We start from the raw sequence: 21,748 nt of genomic DNA on the forward strand, positions 1-21,748 counted from the left end.
GGCTATGAAAGTATTACAAGGTCAATATCAGTTTTCGACATTTTATTTAGTAGCTGTGTAAACACCGCTGTTTTCATGATAAGCTGGTAAAATTTAAACCGCGGCTTGCCAATGCAAATCGTGGTGATGTCATATTTTTCGGCCGTTTCCCAAATGGTGCGGGCTACATTATCGTCTTTTACCTTCAACACTTCGCCCCCCAGTTGCGTGGCCAGCTTCATGTTGTTAATAAGGTGCCTTTGCGCGGCTAAGTTAATCTTATCACTGCTCTCCCGCGATGTTTGCACATACAACAAATACCATTTGGAGCGATAGTATGACGATAACCGCGCCGTTTTACGGATAATAACCTTGGCTGACTCATCATTAGTACTGATACAAGCCAAAAACAGCTCGGGCCTTAGCTTAATTGTTTTGGGCACCTCAATATCAATTTTCCGCTCCACCTGGTGGGCCACCTCACGCAGGGCCAGCTCCCGCAGCTGCAAGATCCGCTCCGCCTGGAAAAAGTTACTTAGCGCTGTCGGGATCTTTTTCTCATCATAAATTTTGCCTTCTTTAAGTCGTTCAATCAACTCATCGGCGGTAAGGTCGATGTTTACCACCTCGTCGGCCAGTTGCAGAACCTTATCGGGCACGCGCTCATTGATAGTAGCTCCGGTTATCCGCTGCACTTCTTCGTTAAGACTTTCCATATGCTGTATATTCACCGCGCTGATCACATTAATACCCGCGTTCAGGATCTCCAGCACGTCCTGCCAGCGTTTTTCGTTGCTGCTGCCTTCAATATTGGTATGGGCAAGTTCATCAACAATAACTACCTCGGGGCGCAGGTTTATTACGGCTTTCAGGTCCATCTCCTCCAGTTCCTTGCCCTTGTAAAAAAGCTTACGACGTGGTATTACAGGCAAACCTTCCAGCAGGGCGTGGGTTTCTTTCCGGTTATGGGTTTCGATGTAACCAATTTTTACGTCGATACCATTGCGCAGCAAGGTTTGGGCTTCCTGCAGCATCCGGTAGGTTTTCCCAACACCGGCGCTCATGCCTATATATACCTTGAACTTTCCGCGGCGCGATTTTTTGATCAGCTCCAGGAAATGCTCTACAGATCGCTCTTTAGTGTCCTCATTCATAAGTCGCCTTTGAATCTTCCTTTACTTTGTATGGTGTTCCAGGCCGGTCAGGCTTTCCGCTCACTTTGCGCATGCTTAGCCACGATGTCTGGATCTGCTGTAATACCTAAGCATTTAATTGCTGCTAAAACCCATAAACGGCTGCCAGCACAAACTGTGATGCAGACCTTGTCAGATCACCATTGCGTGCTTTAAACTGCTCTACCGATCCGTGATCCAATCTCACCTCGGGTATTAATGTTAACGGGCCTGCTTTAACGTTAGCAGTAAGCGTTGCCGCTGTAACCGATTTACCATTTGCCGGCCCTGCAATTGCGGTATAAGTACCTGTTTTATGCTTAAAATATTCGCCCCTTAAACCAAGTGTAACGTATTTTGAAACTGCCAGTTGCGGATACAAAGCTACGCCCGAAAAACCGCCGGTAACACCTTTGTTTGCCGAAAAGTCGGCCGCGTTCAGGCCCAGCTTAAACGCGTTTGTTATTTGATAGGCAGTTGTTAAATCAAACTCGGTGCCTACAATCCCTCCGGTAATTACGTTTAAGTAGGCGGTCCAGCCCTTAACCGGGTTTAATATTAGCTGAGCGCCAAAACTGTTTACTTGATTTGACGACCGGTAATAATTCCAATTATCATTAAACACACCGGCCATCACGTTCACTTTATCCGAAAACGAATATGCGGCTTTAAAACCCGCGTTTTGAAACGGGCCATTGGTAAACAGGTAAGAGGTTGAGTAGTTAAAATTGCCAACCGGGCTCACCACTTCATAACCTATAAAGGTAGCCATATATCCGGCAGTAAGTACAAATTTATCTGTTACATCATAAGCCACATACAAGTTTTGAATATGATACGAATCGCCATCAGATCCGTTTGGTATCGACTGGCTTTGTCCTCTCGGACCAAATGATAACTCGCCTACAAAAGCGGCCCTGCCAACCTTTTTCTTTAAACCCAGATCTATCATCCCGATAGAAATTGAATTGTGATCCGTTGCAAAACTCGTCGGGATCTGCGATCCCCTGTTTGCGAAATCATATTTAAAATAGGTATCAACCGAGCCATAAATCACCAAAGGCGCATCGGATGTGGTTTTGACCGTATCCTGAGCCTTAACTATAAAAGCACAGGTTAACATCGAAAATATCAATAGCAGGAAAAATTTCATTTAAGTTAGGTATTAAAATTTCCGGGTTCCTTATTGGTAACCCAAATTGTGTTTGTATCCTCGCCGTTGCTAATTATTGCTAACCCCGGCGAGGATTTGAGCTGCGCTAAAACTGCGGCAGCCTGGTTTTTACTTCTTCAATCCATCTAAAGCCACATTCAGCTTTAATACATTCACTTTAGCAGGACCAAACAAACCTAACAAAGGCTGCTCAGTATGCTCATCAACCAGTTTACTTACGACATCGGCAGATAAACCGCGAACTTTGGCTACGCGGGCTACCTGTACTTTTGCTCCGGCTGGTGAAAGATCAGGGTCCAAACCGCTGCCTGACGCTGTAACCAGTTCGGCAGGAATTTGTGAGCGTGTTACGCCAGGGTTATGTTTCAGGAAATCCTCAATCCTGCCTTCAACCTGTTTCAGGTAATCAGGATTTGACGGGCCTTTGTTTGAGCCTCCTGAACCGGCAGCATTATAATCAACTGCTGACGGACGGCCCCAGAAATACTCGTCTTTAGTAAACTTTTGACCAATGTTGGCGTAGCCAACTACACGGCCTTTGTATGTAATGGTTTCACCATCGCCTTTACCCGGGGTAAATTTACCTATACCGGCTATAGCTAAAGGATAGATGCCTGCTGTTAATACTATCAGTATTAGGGTAAGCTTGATGGATGGCAACAAATATGTTTTCATTTTATTTAATTTTTAAAGATGAGTTTGGGAACGTGGGGTTTGTGACGGATGGTAGTTAAAGCTTATCTGTCGCCCTAAAACCATACCCCACGTCCCCGGCTCATTTAGTTTTTATATGAATAATGAAACAGCTAAATCAATTAATTTAATGCCTATAAAAGGTATAATAATACCGCCTAAGCCATAAATGAGCAGGTTACGGCGTAACAACGCACTTGCGCCTATCGGTTTATACTCAACACCACGCAAAGCCAGCGGGATCAGTAGCGGGATAATAATAGCGTTAAATATCACTGCCGAAAGTATAGCCGATTGCGGACTGTGCAGGTCCATGATATTTAGCGCCTTTAAAGCAGGCATCGATACCATAAACAGTGCAGGAACAATAGCAAAGTATTTAGCCACGTCGTTGGCAATACTGAAAGTGGTAAGCGTACCGCGGGTCATCAATAACTGTTTACCAATTTCAACTATCTCTATCAGTTTGGTTGGATCATTGTCAAGGTCAACCATGTTGCCTGCTTCTTTGGCAGCTTGAGTACCGCTGTTCATCGCCACACCAACGTCGGCCTGGGCCAGCGCGGGGGCATCGTTTGTACCGTCGCCCATCATGGCTACCAGTTTACCGCCCTGTTGTTCTTTCTTAATGTAGTTCATTTTATCCTCGGGCTTAGCTTCGGCAATAAAATCATCTACACCGGCTTTCTCAGCAATGAACTTGGCGGTAAGCGGGTTATCGCCGGTAACCATCACTGTTTTAACCCCCATTTTACGCAAGCGCTCAAAACGTTCGGCAATACCGGTTTTAATGATATCCTGTAGCTCGATCACCCCCATGATCTTTTCATTTTGCGATACTACCAATGGGGTACCACCATTTGAAGAAATTTTTTTAACATTCTCTTCCACATCAGCAGGAAATGGGTTACCTGCTTTCAGAGCCATGTTGCGGATAGAATCAAAAGCACCTTTACGGATGCGTAGACCATCGGGTGTATCCAAACCACTTGAGCGGGTTTCAGCAGTAAATTTAATAAACACCGAATCGGCCGGAGCGTAGATTTTCAATTTGTACGGGCCTTGCTCGGCCAGCTCAACAATCGACTTTCCTTCCGGAGTTTCGTCGGCCAGCGAGCTTAATACACATGCCATGATAAAGTCTTGTTCATTTACACCTGCTGTAGGGTAAAAACTGGTTGCTTTACGGTTACCAATAGTTATGGTACCGGTTTTATCAAGTAATAAAGTGTCTAAGTCGCCCGCTGTTTCAACGGCTTTACCGCTTTTGGTGATCACGTTGGCACGCAAGGCTCTGTCCATCCCGGCAATACCGATGGCCGATAAAAGGCCACCGATAGTGGTAGGGATCAAACAAACAAACAACGATATAAAGGCGGCTATAGTGATGGGCGTATTTGAATAATCGCCGAATGGCTTCAGGGTGACACATACGATAACGAAGATCAGCGTAAAACCAGCCAGTAAAATGGTTAAGGCGATTTCGTTAGGGGTTTTCTGGCGGGATGCGCCTTCTACCAGCGCAATCATTTTGTCCAAAAAGCTTTCGCCCGGTTGAGTAGTAACCAATACTTTTATCCTGTCGGATAATACTTTGGTACCACCGGTAACTGATGATTTGTCGCCACCTGCCTCACGGATCACCGGGGCAGATTCGCCGGTAATAGCTGATTCATCAATGGTAGCGATACCTTCAATGATCTCGCCATCGGTTGGGATATTATCACCGGCTTCGCAAATAAATACGTCGCCTTTTTTTAACTGTGATGACATCACCCTTTCTTCCTTACCGTTAACCAGCAAACGAGCCGGTGTTTCCTCGCGGGTTTTACGGAGGCTTTCGGCCTGGGCCTTGCCGCGTGCTTCGGCAATGGCCTCAGCAAAATTGGCAAACAGCACAGTTAGTAATAATATGATGAATACGGTAAAATTATAGGCAAAGCTACCCTGGCCTTTATTGGTCAGCGAAAATATGCTTACAATGAGCATTACAACTGTACCAATCTCCACAGTAAACATCACAGGGTTACGGAACAGCACGCGAGGGTTTAGTTTGATAAAGGATTGTTTTAAAGCATCCCTCATCTGATCGCCCTGGAACAATGTATTTTGAGTTGAGTTCATGATTATTTTAATGAAAAATGTTCAGCAATTGGGCCTAAAGCTAATGACGGGAAGAATGACAGCGCTGCAATAATTACAATCACCGCAAAGATCATCAACCCAAAAGTTGAGGTATCGCTCTTCAATGTACCGGCCGATTCAGGGATATATTTTTTATTGGCCAACAATCCGGCAATAGCCAGCGGACCAATGATTGGCAGGAACCTACCCAATATCATCACGATACCGGTGGTATAGTTCCAAAAGATATTACCATCGCCCAAACCTTCAAAGCCCGAACCATTGTTAGCTGCCGATGAAGTATACTCGTACAACATCTCCGAGAAACCATGCGTGCTCGGATTATTTAACCAGGCCGAAGGTTTAACAGCCCAATCGGCGCCGGCAACATTAACCACGTAGTATGATGATATGGCCAAACCTACCAGGATAATAAATGGGTGGAGCAAAGCAATCAGCGAAGCTATTTTCATCTCTCTGGCTTCTATCTTACGGCCTAAAAACTCAGGCGTACGGCCAACCATCAATCCTGAAATAAATACTGCTACTATGATAAATATGTAGAAGTTGAGGATACCAACCCCGCAGCCACCATAAAAACAGTTAACCATCATACCCAACAACATCATAGTACCTGATACCGGCATAGCGCTGTCATGCATTGAGTTTACCGAACCTGTAGAGATAATAGTAGTCATGATGCTCCAGTAAGCTGAATTGGCAGGGCCAAACCTTACTTCCTTACCTTCCATAGCACCTGTTGGCTGGCTGATACCCATTTTTGCGATAGCGGGGTTACCATGCAGTTCGGCATTCATGGTAGGGATTACCAACATCAACATGCCCAACGTCATTACGCCAAAAATTACGTAGGCGAATTTCTTTTTATTGAGATAGAAACCCAATGCAAACACCAAAGCGATAGGGATAGCAACCTGCGCTACCAGTTCAACGGTATTGGTTAAATAATTAGGGTTTTCGATAGGGTGGGCAGAGTTTGCACCAAACCAGCCGCCGCCATTTGTACCCAGGTGTTTAATAGCAACCAGTGGCGCAACCGGCCCGCGGGATACGTGAACGGTATCGCCCTGCATACTGATAAAAGTATCTTTACCTGCATAGCTGGTTGTCATGCCGTTAAAGGCAAAGATCACCGCTATTACAAATGAAATAGGCAATAATATGCGGGTGATGGTTTTTACAAAATACTCCCAAAAGTTGCCCAGTTTATCGGTAACCTTATCTTTCATAGCCCTGAAAACAACTACAAGGGCGGCAATACCGGTTGCGGCCGATACAAAGTGCAGGAACATGAATACAAAATGCTGTGTAAAGTATGTAGCACCACTTTCGCCCGAATAGTGCTGTAAGTTACAGTTTACCAAAAAGCTGATAGCAGTATTAAAAGCGGTATCAGGCGATTGACCGGGATTGCCATCCGGATTAAGCGGTAAATGACCTTGCGCCATCAGGCAAACAAAGGCATAGATCAGCCAAACGCTATTAATGGTAAGCAGGGCTATCAGGTGCTGTTTCCAGTTCATTTCGCGTTTGGTATCGATACCGCTGAAGCGGAAGATAAAGCGATCAAGCGGGGCCATAAAATCGAGCCAGGTTTTTTCGCCCTTAAATACCTTAGCTATGTAGCGGCCAAGGGGAATGGCAATGGCTAAGGTGAGCAGATAGGTGAAAATTACACCCGTTAGTTCAGTGTTCATAGTTTAATGTTAAAATTTTTCGGGTTTAAGGAGTACGTACACCATGTAAATGAACACGGCTATTGCTACGATGAATAATGCTGCCATGGTGTTAGATTTTTTCGAAGTACGTTACAGATTTAAAAAAGATCCAGAACACCACTACAAATGTGGCCAGGTAAGCGATTGTGAGTAAAGCATCCATTTTTATGTGTTTTGCAAAGGGCTTTGCCAAGCGGATGCCAAGAAAATTAAAAAATATATAAATAATTGATTATTAGTTATTTATATAGATACAGAAATGTTATTTTATTTATTTAAAGGGAATTCAACTATCATTTTGATAGGTGATTATCAAAGTGGAATCGAGGAAGGTCTTAGCGGCCGGGGGTGTAGCGATAACGTAACCTGTGGTGCGCAATATTTTAAGCTTTCAGCTTAAATTTGAAGCTGAAAGCTTAATTCATGTTATAAATTCATTAAATCCGAAATCGAAATTCCGAAATCCGAAATCATTCTAAATTATATTCCTTTAGTTTCCTGTACAATGTAGCCACACCAATGTTCAATAAATGTGCAGCTTCTGCCCTATTACCATGCGTATGGTTTAAAACCCGTTGAATATGCAGTTTCTCTACAGATGAAAGATCAAATGCCGAAATAGGCGCACCGCTTTTTACCTGTTGCTGCTGAACTTCATAAGGCAGCAGACTTTCATCAAGTACATTACTATCGGTAAGGATCACGGCCCGCTCAACTATATTTTTCAGCTCGCGAATATTACCGGGCCATGGATACGCTTCCAGTTTTTCTATAAACTCGTCGCTTAGTGTATTTACCTGCTTTTTTACTTTAAGGGCAAAATGCTGCATAAAGTATTCGGCCAGCAGCTTAATATCCTTTTTGCGCTCACGCAGGGCCGGCAGCGTGATCTGGAAAACTGAAAGACGATAATATAAATCAGACCGGAAATGGCCGTCATTGATTTCGTTGAGCAAATTACGGTTGGTAGCTGCCAGAATCCGTACGTTAACCTGGGTGGGTTTAGTATCGCCAATTTTAATGAATTGCTGCGATTCAAGTACGCGAAGCAGTTTGGCCTGCAAGTCGTGATCGAGCTCACCTATTTCATCTAAAAATATAGTGCCGCCGTTGGCCTCTTCAAAAAGTCCTTTTTTATCTTTTACGGCCCCGGTAAATGAGCCTGCTTTATGCCCAAACAATTCGCTTTCCAATAATTCTTTAGTGAACGCGCTGCAATTTACCGCCACAAATGATTTTGCGCTTCGGTTGCTGGCCTGGTGAATGGCTTCGGCAAAAATTTCCTTTCCGGTACCGGTTTCGCCCAGTAATAGCACAGTAGTATCGGTAAGTGCCACCTTTTGGGCAAGCTTAATTACATCACTGATAGCAGTCGATTTACCGATGAGCCTGTCGAAACCAAACTTATCATTCAGCTTGCTTTCCAGTTCTGTAACTTTTTGTTGCAGCAGGGCTTTATCCATGGCCTTGCTTACCAGTGGGATGATCTTTTCGTTATCATCGCCCTTGGTGATATAATCAAACGCACCCGCTTTAATCGCCTTTACACCATCATTAATAGTGCCATATGCGGTCAAAACAATAATCTCGGTATTGGGGTAGTTTTTTTTGATGGTTTCAGAAAGGGTGATGCCATCAATGTCCGGCAGCTTTACATCGCTTAGTACCACATGTATAGTATCCTGCTGGAGTTTTTTAAGTCCCTCTTTGCCGGTACCTGCGGTTATTACCTCATGACCTTCCAACTGCAGAATGCGCGCCAGTAAGTTACGGAGGCGTTCTTCGTCGTCGATAATTAATAGCTTACCCTTTTGCATCGTGGCAAATATGGTAATTTATTTTGAACCTTGATTTTTAGGATTTAAGGATTTCTTGATAGAATAGTCCGAAATAATCTCATTCAAAACCTCAGGGAATCCAATAATCAAGCGAATCAAGGTTACCAACGGTAACGCCTTGTCGCCCGCATCAGTTGCCTGTGACGTTTAGCCTCATAATAATCGCTGGTTACCAGGATGGAGTGGATCACGCCCGGGATCCAGAAGAAAAGGGTTAAAAATATATTCAATATAAATGCACCTATCCTGCCGGTAGTAAGGATGGCAAGCGGTGGCAGTAAAAAGCACAGAAAATATCGCATAGCAGTAGTTTTAATGTTTAAACCATTTAGACAATGCGCCGGGAATTTTGTTACTGCTTTATTTCTTCACCAAGATTGGGTGGCAACTGGTCGCCAAAAAAAAGCGCTTTCAATTCAGTAGCATCATTAGGGTTCATTTTTCCGCCTAATATTAACCTCAATTGGCGGCGGCGAAGTGCACCCTCATACAATGCGCGCTCTTTATCCGTTTCAGGTACCAGCTCGGGCACAGTTGTCTTTTGGCCATCTTTATCCAAAGCAACAAAGGTATAATAGGCTTCATTACTTTTTACTTTAGTGCCCGACGGAATGTTTTGCGCCCATACATCCATCCTTACCTCAACAGAAGTAGTGAACGCGCGGGTAACCTTTGCTTCAATGCTGATCACATCACCCAGCTTTATCGGCGATTGGAACGATACGTTATCTACTGAAGCGGTCACCACTATCCTGTTACAGTGCTTTTGTGCCGAAATAGCAGCGGCAATATCCATCCAATGCAGCAGGCGGCCACCCATCAGGTTGTTTAAAGTGTTGGTATCATTGGGCAATACCAGTTCGTTCATGATGGTGTATGATTCCTGCGGCGATTTTCCGGTCATATTCAGTCTGCTTTTGGGGCAAAGATAGGAAAAAACCTCACCCCAATCCTCTCCCTTGAGGATTGGATGAGCTAATTGATTCATACCATGCAGCGACGAGCGCGATGAGATTAAAAAACAGAAAAGGGCTGAAAAATCTCCGGCCCTTTCTCTTTTATCTAAAATCTTAACTTCCCGGGTCTTGATTCCTGACTTCTTAAATTTTACTTCTTAATCACCAGGGCGTTTCGCCATAATCGCTCACATACTTACCTGTCGGGCCATCAGCATTTATCATGGCGTACGCTACAATTGGTGCAGCGCCATCTTCAACGGGTTTAGGCCCGCGGTTACCGTTAAATTCGGTGTTAGTGTAGCCGGGGTTCACCATGTTTACTTTAACCTGGTCTTTAAGGTCATAAGCCAGGGCAACAGTATAGGCGTTCAGTGCTGATTTCGACGGACCATAAGCGCCTGTCTTAACCTCGTAATGCTCCCAGTTAGGGTCATTATGATAGGTTAATGAACCGAGGTCGGATGTTACGTTCACTATTCTTGGGTTTGGGGATTTTTTAAGCAGATCGAGGAAAGTCCGTGTTGTACGGATAACACCGAAAAAGTTTACTTCAAACACCTCTTTCACGGCATCATCGCTCAAATTGGGAGCCGGTTGAGGAAACGGGCCGGGAATACCGGCGTTATTGATCAATACATCCAAATGATCTATTTTGGCGGCTAACTCATCATGAGCAGCCTGTACAGATGCCTGACTTGTTACATCTATCAGCAATAGTTCAACATCATTTAATCCTTCGGCTTTAAGTTGCCCAACGGCTTTTTCGCCTCTCTCCTGGTCACGGCTGCCAAGGTAAATATAGTAGCCGGCGGTAGCTAACTGGCGGGCGGTTTCCAGGCCAATACCTTTATTGGCCCCTGTTATTAAAACTGTTTGTTTTTCCATAATACAAAACTACGGAGGTGCGATATTTTTACCGCTGCACATAGCAGGGCATTAACTGTACATTTCCCGGATTTGCATCCTGAAAGCTATAGGCGTGGTATCGGCAAGGCGTTTAAAAAAACGGTTAAAGTATGCAGCATCTTCAAAACCAAGCTCATCGGCGATTTGCTTTACCGATAGTTCGGTATGCAGTAAGCGGCGTTTGGCCTCAACAATCAATCGTTCGTGGATGTGGGTGATAGCTGTTTTACCGCTTTGTTGTTTAATAACTTCCGTAAAATGCCCGGGTGTAAGATTTAGCTTTTCGGCATAGGCGGCAACGTCATGCTGGCTGGCATAATGCTCGCCAATAAGTGCCTGAAAGCTTTTAAGCAGACAATAGTTTAGCGTAACGCAGGTTTCATTATACTGCTCGCTGTACAGCCTGCTCAGGTATATCACCAGCACCCGCAGCCACGAGGTAAGCATTTGGTTACGCCAGGTACCATCAGCATTAAACTCAACCAGCATTTTACGCATGGTATCTTCTACAAAAGCTACATCTGCCGGGCTAAGCCTTATTTCGTGCGCGGCGGCAGGGTTTTGAATAATAGGAAGCTGTTTAAGTATGCGGTTGTCCTCCAGTTGTAAAAACTCGTCGGTAAAGCTGGCTATAATGCCTTCAGTAGGTTCAGAATGTTCTTTCAGTTGTACCTGTTGCGGTACTGTGAAGTAAAAAGTATCGGGTTTTACTGTATAAGGAACAAAATCTATCCAGTGCCGGTTAGCACCACTTTTAACCAGTACAAAAAAGTAAAAATCCTTTCGGTGAGGTTGCAGAAATGCAGGATCAAGTCTAAACTCGCCGCAATGCCCACCCACCTCGCGCACATCTATCATAACCTTACCGCCATGGCTGTTTGGAGCAAGCGTGTAAGTGGGAATAGAAACTTTTTCGGGAACGGTTAAAACAAGCATAAAGCAAAGTACGCAATTAATTGATATTGTTTAAATAGCCAACTAACAGCGCATTGTAAATGTTTTTAGCCAGCCCCCCTAAATTTCCGCCGACAGAGGAGACTTTTAGACACGTCTTTTATAAAAGCCCTCCCCGGTGGGGAGGGTTGGATGGGGCTTTTGCCTACTCTGTCTTTAAACTCTTTACCGGGTTCATCAGTGCTGCTTTCACACTCAAAAACGAAACTGTTGCGAAGGCAACCAGCAATACCAGGAAAAATGGAATAACAAACAGGAAGGGGTTGATATCCATCCTGAAAGCATATGTTTGCAGCCATTGATGAATAGCGTACCAGCCTATTGGTGCCGAAATCACAAACGATACAACTACCAGCAGGGCAAAGTCTTTATACAGTAATCTTAAAATACTGTTTACCGAAGCTCCCAGTACCTTGCGGATGCCGATCTCTTTGGTGCGCTGTACAATGGTATATGATACGAGGCCAAATAAGCCCAAACAGGCCACAAAAATGGCGATGCCCGTAAATACGCCAAACACCTGCCCAAAGCGCTGATCGGTTTTGTATTGCTCGTTAAAATGCTGATCTAAAAAGAAATAATCAAACTGGTCGCCGGGAAAAAAGGCCGCCCAGGTTTTCTTTAATTCCGCAATGGTTTGGGGCAAATTGGTGGTGCTTATCTTTACAGATACCGGCCCCCGCACATCTGGGATACAACGAAATATCATGGCATCATAAGCATCATGTAATGATTGCTGGTGAAAGTTATCGGCCACACCTATTATCTCATAAACCTGTCCCCAAAAATCAATGCGTTTACCCAGGGCATCAGCAGGTTTGTTAAAGCCTAACTGCTCAATCCCCTTTTTGGTAAATACCACCTTGTGCGGCTCGTCGCCAAACTCTTTCGAAAATTTACGCCCCGCTATCAGCTTCATATCGTAAGCGTTAAGGTAATCATAATCGGCACCTATGATACGATATTGCTTGCTGGTGCTCTGATCAGAGCCTACCAGCTTGATACCGCCTGCGTTCCAGCCCACAGGTTCGCCAGGGATTGAGGTTGATACCGTTACGCTTTTAACCGCAGATTGCGCCAGGCATTCGTGTTTAAATGAACTCATGCTACGATAAAACGAATCTACCTTAACCAACGGGGCTTTAATGACCAGTGTTTGATCTATTTTTACCCCTAACTTTTGGCTTTGCATGTATTTAAGTTGTTTGAACACTGTAAGCGATCCTATCAGTAAAAATATCGAGGCAGCAAACTGGAATACTACCATTGCCTTACGTAATATCACTCCCCCTGGCGACGCCAGGATCTTGCCTTTCATCACTTCAACCGGCCTGAACGCCGATAATACAATGGCCGGGTAAAAACCGCTGAAGAATGAGCCCAACACAAAGATTCCCAAAACAGCCAACCAAAAAGCTGCTTTAGCAAATAACGTAAACCCCATCTGCATGCCGGAAATATTGGCAAATGCAGGCAAACAGGCCATAATGATAAGCAATGCCAGGCCTATAGCCATGGCGTTAAGCATCATGGCCTCCAACATGAACTGGGTAATCAACTGTGCTTTTGACGAGCCCAAAGTTTTACGCACCCCAACCTCTTTAGCCCGGCCAATACCTCGGGCAGTAGCCAGGTTGATATAGTTGATCCATGCTATGATGATCACAAAGATGGCAATCCCCAAAAGCAAGTACACTGATTTGCCATCACCATTGGGCTGAAACTCCAGCATCCTGTTGGAATACAGGTGGATATCCTTTACCGGCTGAAGTGTATAAATGCCGCCTTCGCCCGTGCCGGGATATTTATCATAAGCTTTTCTTACTACGGGGATAAACTTAGCTTCCAAAATACGCGGATCAACTCCGGGTTTAAGCAGCAGGTAAGTTGTGCAGCCGTCATTTAGCCAGGCATTATCGAGATTAAAATCTTTATTAGGCGGGTTTTCTTTAAGCAGCGTAGTGTAGGATTGCATGATATCGAAATTCATATGCGTATTGGCAGGCATATTTTCCATTACGCCGGTAATTTTAAGCGGCTTATCTGTATTAATATACAAGGTTTGCCCAACGGGATTTACGCCATGAAAAAGCCTGTCAGCAATTTGCCGGGTAATTACCGCGGTGTTGGGTTCTTTAAGTGCAGTATTTCCGTCGCCGTTTATCAGCGGAAAAGAAAATGTTTTAAAAAACGCATCGCTTACATAGTAAACATTCCGGATTACCATTTTCTGATCCCTGTAATTGGCTATGGTTTGCCCTGCTCCTACAATCTTTACGTACTCTTCAATATCGGGCAACGCATTTTTAAATGCTGTGCCGGGTGCAAAAGCCCCGCCAGCCCATTGGGTACTTAACTTGCCATTGTTGTACCTGTCCTGATTAATCCGGAAAACGCGGTCTTTTTTGATGTGGAAGTCATCGAAACTAAGCTCAAAGCTAACATATTGCAAAATGAGCAGGCATGCCGCCATACCAATAGCCAGCCCTATTATATTAATAGCTGAGAAAGCTTTGTTTTTTGAAAGGTTTCTAAAAGCGACCAGCAGGTAGTTTTTAAGCATAATTGTAATGGTTTATACCTGAATTTCAGCTAATTACATGCCTTGTTTTTAATTTACTGAATATCAATATTTTAAATTAAATACAATCTACGGAAGTGTTCGTTTTCGAACAGTGATTGTGCGGTTGTGGTTAGAGATTTGAGGTTAGGTTATTTTTACTGCGCAAGTATTGTGTGGCTGCCTATGAGAGGATTACTTGCGCCTTCTGCATCTTGTCCGGGTAATTTGAAATCGTTGGACACAAGCAAATGAACGGACAGAGAAGGCTTTGACCAAACATCATTACCTCGTGTAGTGGATTGTTTAGTGTTTTGTATTGATTAAGTATTATAACTAACTTACAGACAATTATAAACCTGATTATCAACCAATAACAATCAACCTTATTTTCAATTACCATGGATCAACCCAAAGTATTTATCAGTGTTGGGGGAACCTCAACTCCCAGCCAGGAAGATTTTGTAAAAGCTATAGAAGACAGACTTAGAAGCGAAAATTTGATTCCCAACACCATCGGAAGAAATACATTCAGTTCTGATTCGCCTTTAAAATCAATAAAGGGATTGATGGATGAATGTTCAGGCATTTTAGTTATTGCACTTGAGCGAATCTATTTTGAAAGCGGGATTGAAAAACGGGGCAGCGCTAATGAAATAACACTATCAACAACCAAATTTGCTACTCCCTGGAATCAAATTGAATCAGCGATAGCATACACTAAGAATCTTCCGATTTTAGTTATCGTGGAGGAAGGAATACGTGCCGAGGGCTTATTAGAAAAAGGCTACGACTGGTATGTGATGACAGTAAAACCCAACCAAAATTCGTTATCAACAGTAGAGTTTAATGGTGTTTTGGCCAGTTGGAAGAGCAAAGTAGAGGCACTCAGCATTAGCAAAAATAATACTGCTGCCGAAAGAAGGAAAATTGTCCCAGACGAGCTAACTGTCGGCGAGTTACTATCAAATATGAAACCTGCTCAACTATGGGGAGTGTTGGCCGCTATTATTGCATTAATGGCTGCAATTTTCGTGATTGGCCAGCATTTTCCGGCTAAATAGAATTTTAAGTTTGTAGTAGATCATTTCCTTGCGCAAACATTGTGCTTCTGCCTGTAGGGTGGCTTACTTACGCCTTCTGCATCAGATATCTCATGTCCAGGCAAATAAAAAAGGGTTGGATACCGGCAGGTGGACAAATAGTGATAAAAATGAAAATACCGTATTATATAAGATTCTTTATTTTTGCTGAAGCAACCAAACCGATAATCAAAATAAGTCATCATGGGGCTATTCGACCTTTTCAGGAAAAAACCACCAGAACAAATCCAACCAACTGCGCAGCCTCAGAAAGAAGAACCTATTGCAAAATATAGCGATTATAATGGCTACCTCATAGAGGTACTTAAAGACAGATTAGTTGAAATGGGGCACCAGGTTGAACGCTATCCGCAATATCTTACTTTGATACTTGATTCGGGCTTAGAAATATCCACCTCAATTATTGACGTGCCAGATGCACATCCATTTTTGATACAACTTAATATTTTAACCAGGCATCCTTTATATCTTGAGCAAGGGATATATGAATGTTTAGCCGGTATTGGCGAAACAATGGATAAGAGGATTACTTCGGCCTTAGATAATTACCTTAACATTGTGTTTCCGCCAATAATGGAGGGCTTTACGGATACTCATGACCCGGAAGCTGATATGCTGGTAATTACAAATGCTCGGGAGATACTTTGGCACCCTAAGTTAGGCGACTTAATGGTGCAGGGGCAATGGGAGGAAATGCCGGACGGAAAATATCTTTTTGAAACTTTAAGAGAGAAAATTCAACCGTTTTTAATCAACAAAAAATTTAACTCTCTAAAAATTTATATTTCCAAACGAGCCGATGGCACTATAATAGGCGAATGCGTTTTTAATAATCAGCAATGGAACGATGGCCTTGACGAAATGACCAAACACGCAGAAACCTGGGTAGTGAAAGGTGACTTTATGGCCTTGAAACAAGTAATTATGTTCAGGAGATGCGACGTTTATGATGGTTTGTAGCGGCCACCAAATCCTCACATCAACTCATTATCCTTTTTAACATGATAAGCCTTGTACGATAAGTAAAACAAGGCCAAAGCTGGCAGAGCGCCAAGGATTACCCCAACTGTATTAGGCTTTGGATACGTAGCTACAATTTGCACAATAAACAATATAGTTGCTACTATGCCACCTATAAGGTAAAGATATTTGAATTTGGGGTTCATATGCTATACACATTTAACAACGCCATCTTGAACTTGTTTCAGGACCTCACAAATGGCTAACACTCGCTATTTTACTAAGCGTATACCTTGCATGTGGGGTCCCGAAACAAGTTCGGGATGACGCATTTATTTTATCAGGCCAGCTTACCGCTTCAACTCATATTTAGCAGGCACATCGGGTACCAATTTAAATACAGCGGCCGCAAGCGGTGGTATGGTAATTTTAATAGACTGGCTTTTACCATGCCAGCTTACCGGATCGCTGTTTACAGGCTCATAGTTAATGATGCCGCTGCCCCAGTATTTCTCGTTATCGGAGTTAAAGATCTCTTTCCACTTACCGGCAGCGGGTACGCCTATGCGATAATCGCGGCGCACAACAGGGGTCATGTTCAGGATGATCATCAGGTCGTTTTTAGTGTCATGCCCCATCCGGCGGTAAACCAGCATGGAATCGTTGGCATTGCCGCCGTCAACCCATTCAAAACCCTGGTGCGAAAAGGCCTTTTCATACAGCGCAGGCTCTGTACGGTATAAATGGTTCAACGCCTTAACCGTTTCGCTAATACCCTGGTGATTTGGATACTGCAGCACATGCCACTGTAACGATTTGCCGAAATCCCATTCATCGCCCTGCCCAAATTCGCCGCCCATAAAGAGTAGTTTTGAGCCGGGGTGTGTGAACATGTATCCGTACATCAGTCTCAGGTTAGCAAACTGCCTCCACTCATCGCCGGGCATTTTGCGTAGCATACTGCCTTTGCCATAAACAACCTCGTCATGCGAGAAAGGCAGCATAAAGTTTTCGGTAAAGGCATATATAGTACTAAAAGTTATCTCGTTATGATGATATTTACGATGGATAGGATCCTCATGAAAATAATCGATAGTGTCATGCATCCAGCCCATCATCCATTTCATCCCAAAGCCCAGGCCGCCTAAATAAACCGGGCGACTAACGCCTGTAAATGACGTAGATTCTTCAGCTATGGTTTGTACCGATGGAAAATGGCTGTAAACAGCTTCGTTAAATTCTTTCAGAAATGATATAGCTTCGAGGTTTTCGTTACCACCATACCTGTTAGCTTCCCATTCGCCATGCTTGCGCGAATAATCAAGGTATAACATTGAGGCCACCGCGTCAACGCGTAAACCATCGGCATGATACCTTTCCAGCCAAAACAGAGCGTTGCTGATCAGAAAAGCCCTTACCTCGTTGCGGCCGTAGTTAAAAATATATGATTTCCAGTCGGGGTGAAAACCTTTGCGGGCATCGGCATGCTCATAAAGGTGTGTACCGTCAAATTTATACAGCGCATGGATATCTCCCGGAAAATGCGAAGGCACCCAATCCAGGATTACACCGATGCCGGCTTTGTGAAATTCTTCAATCAGGTACATCAGTTGTTGTGGTGTACCGTAGCGTGATGCCGCTGCAAAATAACCACTTACCTGGTAACCCCAGCTCGGATAATACGGGTGTTCCATAATGGGCATGAACTCCACATGGGTGAAGCCCATTTCCTTTACATAAGGCACCATTTTTTCGGCAAGCTGAGTGTAAGTTAAAAACTCGTCCGGACTTTCGGGATTACGCGCCCATGAACCCAAATGCACTTCGTAAACCGAATATGGCCTGTCGAGCGCGTTATGTTCATGACGGTTCTGCATCCAATCCTGATCCTTCCACTCATAAAAAGTATCAGCAACTATAGAGGCAGTACGCGGCGGCAGTTCCCAGCGTAAAGCAAAGGGATCGCTTTTTTCCAGGTCTTCGCCGGTTGATGATTTGATATAGTATTTATACGTTTCGCCATTGCCAACATTTGGAATAAAACCTTCCCAAATACCCGATGAATCCCAGCGGGCATTCAAACTATGCGAACCGCGGTTCCAGCCGTTAAAGTTGCCAATTACCGCTACGTATTGTGCATTTGGAGCCCAAACGGCAAAATAAGTCCCAATAACACCCTGATATTCCACTACATGCGAGCCCAGTTTTTCATACAGCTTATAATGTTTGCCCGACTTAAATAAACTGATATCAAAATCCGTAAAACGGCTGTATGGTTCAACGGCTTTAAGCATTACAGGTTGCGGGGCAGTTTCTGTCGGGTTATTGGCATTCACCGCTTTCGGCTTAGCCGGCGCAGCTTTTTTAACGGCGGAAGGCTTCTCAGCAGCAGTCGATTTTGTTTTAACCGGCGCAGCTTTCTCTGCAACGACAGGCTTTTCGGCAGTTGCTGCTTTTGATTTAACTGCTTTTTTAGGTTCCGGGGCTCCTGTTTCAGGCGTTACTTTATCGGCTTTGACCTTAGTGACGGCTTTTTTTTCCTTTACAGGCTTTGTATCCGGTAAGGGGTTCTCGGTTTTAGTTGTTTTTTTGGCCATGATATAGATAACCTGTTAGGGTGTTAGTAAATAACCCAAATCACAGGAATGAGTTTGGTTTATATGTAATCAAATATAACAGGATTAATATATTATGCAGGGTTTTGGAGATTTATTTTTGGAGGGAAGATTGTCTGAATCAGAATTTACTGAATTTGAGAATTAACAGAATAATTGTATGAACTCGAATTCATCGAATTAAGAGAATTCATTGAATTTACTAAGCATTCTGTCCATTCATCTAATTCAATAAATTCGAGTTCATACAGGAAACGCCATTGCCGTAGCAATGGCGTTGTAATGAGATGCCCTTAACATAAGCAAAGCTATAAAGGTTCTTGTTTCTTGATTTACAAGGCTGCCGCTACCTTTAACCTTTTGCCTTTCAGCTTTAACCTCTTCTAAATACTATCTGCTTATTTCAATATGTTTAAAGTTTTTACTGTATTTAAACTCTACCGTTTTATCATCATTTAGCTGAAATTCTTTAATCTCCTTACCATCTACTTTTATTTTTGATGGCGTAAAAGGCAAACCTATCAGGTTAAAATGATAGCCGTCATAACGTGGGGTATATAAACCTTCCAGGCTCTGATCAATAGTTAAATTTTTGCTGCTGCCATTTACCACAAACTTTTTCTCCAGGTAAATATCCTGCTCGTAAGCAAATGTTTCGCCGTAATCTTCAAACAGGAATGAGTTTACTTCATAATCGGTATAGTAAATATTCAGCTTTACTTCTTCAATCTCTTTGTGGCCAACATACTGCATTACCGGGTATTCAGGTATCACCGAACCAGCTTTTATAAACAGCGGTATAGTTTCAAGCGGCGTATCAACCGATACTTCCTGCCCGCCGTCAACAAGCTCATAAGTCCAGAAGTTGTACCATTTACCTTTAGGCAGATATACATTGCGTTTGATCTGTCCCGGTTCCATCACAGGGCAAACCAGGATCTTATCACCATATGTAAACTCGTCCTGGCGGAAATGGTTAACCTGCGTATCCTGCTCGTGCATCACTATCGGCCTCAAAATAGGAAAACCATAGCGGTGGTGCTCCCAGAAAGTTGAGTACAGGTATGGGATTAAACGGTAACGCAGTTCGATAAACTTACGGTTGATTGCCGTGAACGGCTCGCCAAAACTCCACGGTTCACGCTCTTTGGTATCACCTGCCGAGTGCGCGCGCATAAACGGCGAAAAGGTGCCCATCTGGATCCAGCGGGTAAACAGTTCGCCATCGGGCTCACCACTAAAACCGCCAATGTCGGTACCGCAAAACGGAATGCCCGATATCGACAAGCGCTGACACTGGATATTACCCAGCTTAAGGTGTTCCCATGAGGCCACGTTATCACCGGTCCACACCGATGAAAAGCGTTGTACGCCTGAGTAACCTGCCCTTGTAATGGTAAAAGGACGTTTGTTTTTCATGATCTTGCGCAAGCCTTCGTAGGTTGAGCGCACCATCTGCATGCCATAAATATTATGTGCCTTACGGTGCGAGCCGCGGTAACCATCGTACTGGTGACGCACATCATCAGGGAAAGTACCTGCTCCAAATACAGCAGGCTCGTTCATATCGTTCCAAACACCGGCAACGCCCATTTGCACCAGTTCATCAAACAAGCCGCCCCACCATTCGCGTACCTCGGGGTTGGTAAAATCAGGGAACTGGCAACGGCCCGGCCATACGTGGCCTTCCATAAAGTAATCGTCGCTGCGGCGGCAGAAATATTTTTTCTCCTTACCTTCCCTAAACACCTCGTAGTTATCATCCACACGGATCCCAGGATCAATAATTACAACCGTTTTAAAACCATCGGCAGCAAGCTCGCTGATCATCTTTTTAGGATCGGGGAAATACTTGCGGTTCCAGGTAAAGCAACGGTAACCATCCATATAATCGATATCCAGGTAGATACCATCGCACGGGATCTGGTTTTCGCGGAAACCTTTCGCAATCTTTTTAACTTTAGATTCAGGATAATAGCTCCAGCGGCATTGGTGATAACCCAGCGCCCAAAGTGGTGGCATAGGGTGCGTACCGGTTAAGGTATGGTAGCTTTTCACCACGTCCATCATATGCGGACCGTGGATATAATAGTATTGCAGTTCGCCGCCATCGGCCCAGAAACTTGTTTTAGTTCTGTCTTCGGCACCAAAATCAAACTGTGCTTTAAAGGTATTATCAAAGAAGATACCGTGTGCTATACCCTCATTTATACTGATGTAAAAAGGGATACTGCGGTACAAAGGGTCCTGGTTCCACTGAAACGAGTAGGCATCAGTGTTCCAGTTTTTTAGCCTTTTGCCACGCAGGTTAAATTCGGTTGGTTTATCGCCTAAGCCAAAGAAGCTTTCGTCGGGTGCACAGGTTTTGGTACAAAACACATAATAACCGCCCGCCTGCACGTTCTCTTCCCAATGCATTGGCACAGCATCGATGCTGGTTACATGGTTGCTGCTATCTGAAAAAGAGATAAAGAAATCCTTTTTGCGGATATGGCAGTTCACTTTATAAGTAGATACCCGAAATTCATTATCATCTTCATGCAGGGTAAAACCTGCCGCCTTGGTTGGCAGCTTAGGTACCCCGTATGAAAAATCATCTAAAAAAACGCTATGCGGCGCAAGCCTCACACGAATAATCTCGTCGGTAACAACTATTACTTCAACTTTAGCGTCGCCATCAGTAAAGTAGAACTTATTCCCCACCTGATCGGCATGATTGGGTACACCGAGATACTTTTTTACAACCGGCTTAATACCATCGGCAGGGTTATTAAGATGGTGAAATTCCTCTTCTTCTTCAAGTAAGTTTTCTGCTTCAATTAACTTACTGGTTATCAACTCCGGATTTGGGGTATTACTTTCCATTCAAACAAATTAGTGGCTTCTGCAAAGATGTATAAAGTGTACTTACTACGCAATATACAATAATTGAATTAACGAAAAACCATTAACCGTGCCAAATCCTTAACTTT

The 21,748-nt window shown here is 43.8% G+C and carries 17 protein-coding genes; 2 read left to right on the top strand and 15 right to left on the bottom strand.

The genetic code is table 11. The features are described from left to right. Positions 1-2 precede the first annotated feature (2 nt). The 12 genes from MusilaSJ_RS09260 to MusilaSJ_RS09310 form a co-directional block, all read right to left on the bottom strand. Complete coding sequence (locus tag MusilaSJ_RS09260) at positions 3-1,133, bottom strand: sensor protein KdpD (protein ID WP_274989701.1); 1,131 nt, start codon at positions 1,131-1,133, stop codon at positions 3-5. 124 nt (positions 1,134-1,257) lie between these two features. After that, positions 1,258-2,304, bottom strand: coding sequence for an outer membrane beta-barrel protein (locus tag MusilaSJ_RS09265; protein ID WP_274989702.1), 1,047 nt, complete (start codon positions 2,302-2,304; stop codon positions 1,258-1,260). A 129-nt stretch (positions 2,305-2,433) separates the two neighbouring features. Then, positions 2,434-3,000: a K(+)-transporting ATPase subunit C gene (locus MusilaSJ_RS09270; RefSeq protein WP_274989703.1), complete on the bottom strand. Its 567-nt coding sequence runs from the start codon at positions 2,998-3,000 to the stop codon at positions 2,434-2,436. A gap of 111 nt (positions 3,001-3,111) precedes the next feature. Beyond that, entirely contained in the window at positions 3,112-5,142 is a 2,031-nt protein-coding gene (gene kdpB / locus MusilaSJ_RS09275) for a potassium-transporting ATPase subunit KdpB (RefSeq protein WP_274989704.1), read from the bottom strand. A 2-nt stretch (positions 5,143-5,144) separates the two neighbouring features. Then, positions 5,145-6,860 carry a potassium-transporting ATPase subunit KdpA gene (gene kdpA, locus MusilaSJ_RS09280; RefSeq protein ID WP_274989705.1) on the bottom strand — a complete coding sequence of 572 codons (1,716 nt, stop codon included), beginning with the start codon at positions 6,858-6,860 and terminating at the stop codon, positions 5,145-5,147. A 9-nt stretch (positions 6,861-6,869) separates the two neighbouring features. Beyond that, complete coding sequence (gene kdpF, locus MusilaSJ_RS28080; protein WP_083879072.1) at positions 6,870-6,947, bottom strand: K(+)-transporting ATPase subunit F; 78 nt, start codon at positions 6,945-6,947, stop codon at positions 6,870-6,872. Positions 6,948-7,351: 404 nt separating this feature from the next. Continuing rightward, a complete protein-coding gene (locus tag MusilaSJ_RS09285; RefSeq protein WP_274989706.1) occupies positions 7,352-8,698 on the bottom strand; it encodes a sigma-54-dependent transcriptional regulator in 1,347 nt (448 codons plus the stop codon). Between the two features lie 122 nt (positions 8,699-8,820). Further along, the gene (locus tag MusilaSJ_RS09290; protein WP_090531506.1) at positions 8,821-9,021 is read right to left on the bottom strand and encodes a YqaE/Pmp3 family membrane protein; all 201 of its coding nucleotides are present in this window, start codon (positions 9,019-9,021) and stop codon (positions 8,821-8,823) included. Positions 9,022-9,071: 50 nt separating this feature from the next. After that, positions 9,072-9,623: an acyl-CoA thioesterase gene (locus tag MusilaSJ_RS09295; RefSeq protein ID WP_090532037.1), complete on the bottom strand. Its 552-nt coding sequence runs from the start codon at positions 9,621-9,623 to the stop codon at positions 9,072-9,074. A 214-nt stretch (positions 9,624-9,837) separates the two neighbouring features. Further along, on the bottom strand, positions 9,838-10,563 hold the full coding sequence (locus MusilaSJ_RS09300; RefSeq protein WP_274989707.1) for an SDR family oxidoreductase: 726 nt from the start codon (positions 10,561-10,563) through the stop codon (positions 9,838-9,840). 51 nt (positions 10,564-10,614) lie between these two features. Continuing rightward, a complete protein-coding gene (locus tag MusilaSJ_RS09305; protein ID WP_274989708.1) occupies positions 10,615-11,520 on the bottom strand; it encodes a helix-turn-helix domain-containing protein in 906 nt (301 codons plus the stop codon). 163 nt (positions 11,521-11,683) lie between these two features. Then, positions 11,684-14,101 (bottom strand): ABC transporter permease, encoded by a 2,418-nt coding sequence (locus tag MusilaSJ_RS09310; RefSeq protein WP_274989709.1) that lies wholly within the window; start codon positions 14,099-14,101, stop codon positions 11,684-11,686. Positions 14,102-14,499: 398 nt separating this feature from the next. Between MusilaSJ_RS09310 and MusilaSJ_RS09315 the strand changes: the two genes are divergently transcribed. Together MusilaSJ_RS09315 and MusilaSJ_RS09320 are read left to right on the top strand one after the other, a co-directional pair. Continuing rightward, entirely contained in the window at positions 14,500-15,162 is a 663-nt protein-coding gene (locus tag MusilaSJ_RS09315) for a hypothetical protein (RefSeq protein WP_274989710.1), read from the top strand. Between the two features lie 222 nt (positions 15,163-15,384). Beyond that, positions 15,385-16,161 carry a DUF6348 family protein gene (locus tag MusilaSJ_RS09320; RefSeq protein WP_274989711.1) on the top strand — a complete coding sequence of 259 codons (777 nt, stop codon included), beginning with the start codon at positions 15,385-15,387 and terminating at the stop codon, positions 16,159-16,161. A gap of 14 nt (positions 16,162-16,175) precedes the next feature. On the opposite strand, the gene MusilaSJ_RS09325 is transcribed toward MusilaSJ_RS09320, so the two are convergent. The 3 genes from MusilaSJ_RS09325 to MusilaSJ_RS09335 all read right to left on the bottom strand — a co-directional run bounded on the left by MusilaSJ_RS09325 (position 16,176) and on the right by MusilaSJ_RS09335 (position 21,641). Beyond that, a complete protein-coding gene (locus MusilaSJ_RS09325; RefSeq protein ID WP_091163041.1) occupies positions 16,176-16,367 on the bottom strand; it encodes a hypothetical protein in 192 nt (63 codons plus the stop codon). A 144-nt stretch (positions 16,368-16,511) separates the two neighbouring features. Beyond that, entirely contained in the window at positions 16,512-18,455 is a 1,944-nt protein-coding gene (glgB, locus tag MusilaSJ_RS09330) for a 1,4-alpha-glucan branching protein GlgB (protein WP_274990443.1), read from the bottom strand. Positions 18,456-19,166: 711 nt separating this feature from the next. Beyond that, entirely contained in the window at positions 19,167-21,641 is a 2,475-nt protein-coding gene (locus MusilaSJ_RS09335) for a TIM-barrel domain-containing protein (protein ID WP_274989712.1), read from the bottom strand. Positions 21,642-21,748: the final 107 nt, after the last annotated feature.

The organism is Mucilaginibacter sp. SJ, assembly GCF_028993635.1.
Taxonomy (GTDB): domain Bacteria; phylum Bacteroidota; class Bacteroidia; order Sphingobacteriales; family Sphingobacteriaceae; genus Mucilaginibacter.

Coding starts and splice junctions, on each gene's coding strand:
- MusilaSJ_RS09260 (WP_274989701.1), bottom strand. CDS start 1,133: ATGAATGAGGACACTAAAGAGCGATCTGTAGAGCATTTCCTGGAGCTG.
- MusilaSJ_RS09265 (WP_274989702.1), bottom strand. CDS start 2,304: ATGAAATTTTTCCTGCTATTGATATTTTCGATGTTAACCTGTGCTTTT.
- MusilaSJ_RS09270 (WP_274989703.1), bottom strand. CDS start 3,000: ATGAAAACATATTTGTTGCCATCCATCAAGCTTACCCTAATACTGATA.
- kdpB (WP_274989704.1), bottom strand. CDS start 5,142: ATGAACTCAACTCAAAATACATTGTTCCAGGGCGATCAGATGAGGGAT.
- kdpA (WP_274989705.1), bottom strand. CDS start 6,860: ATGAACACTGAACTAACGGGTGTAATTTTCACCTATCTGCTCACCTTA.
- kdpF (WP_083879072.1), bottom strand. CDS start 6,947: ATGGCAGCATTATTCATCGTAGCAATAGCCGTGTTCATTTACATGGTG.
- MusilaSJ_RS09285 (WP_274989706.1), bottom strand. CDS start 8,698: ATGCAAAAGGGTAAGCTATTAATTATCGACGACGAAGAACGCCTCCGT.
- MusilaSJ_RS09290 (WP_090531506.1), bottom strand. CDS start 9,021: ATGCGATATTTTCTGTGCTTTTTACTGCCACCGCTTGCCATCCTTACT.
- MusilaSJ_RS09295 (WP_090532037.1), bottom strand. CDS start 9,623: ATGACCGGAAAATCGCCGCAGGAATCATACACCATCATGAACGAACTG.
- MusilaSJ_RS09300 (WP_274989707.1), bottom strand. CDS start 10,563: ATGGAAAAACAAACAGTTTTAATAACAGGGGCCAATAAAGGTATTGGC.
- MusilaSJ_RS09305 (WP_274989708.1), bottom strand. CDS start 11,520: ATGCTTGTTTTAACCGTTCCCGAAAAAGTTTCTATTCCCACTTACACG.
- MusilaSJ_RS09310 (WP_274989709.1), bottom strand. CDS start 14,101: ATGCTTAAAAACTACCTGCTGGTCGCTTTTAGAAACCTTTCAAAAAAC.
- MusilaSJ_RS09315 (WP_274989710.1), top strand. CDS start 14,500: ATGGATCAACCCAAAGTATTTATCAGTGTTGGGGGAACCTCAACTCCC.
- MusilaSJ_RS09320 (WP_274989711.1), top strand. CDS start 15,385: ATGGGGCTATTCGACCTTTTCAGGAAAAAACCACCAGAACAAATCCAA.
- MusilaSJ_RS09325 (WP_091163041.1), bottom strand. CDS start 16,367: ATGAACCCCAAATTCAAATATCTTTACCTTATAGGTGGCATAGTAGCA.
- glgB (WP_274990443.1), bottom strand. CDS start 18,455: ATGCTTAAAGCCGTTGAACCATACAGCCGTTTTACGGATTTTGATATC.
- MusilaSJ_RS09335 (WP_274989712.1), bottom strand. CDS start 21,641: ATGGAAAGTAATACCCCAAATCCGGAGTTGATAACCAGTAAGTTAATT.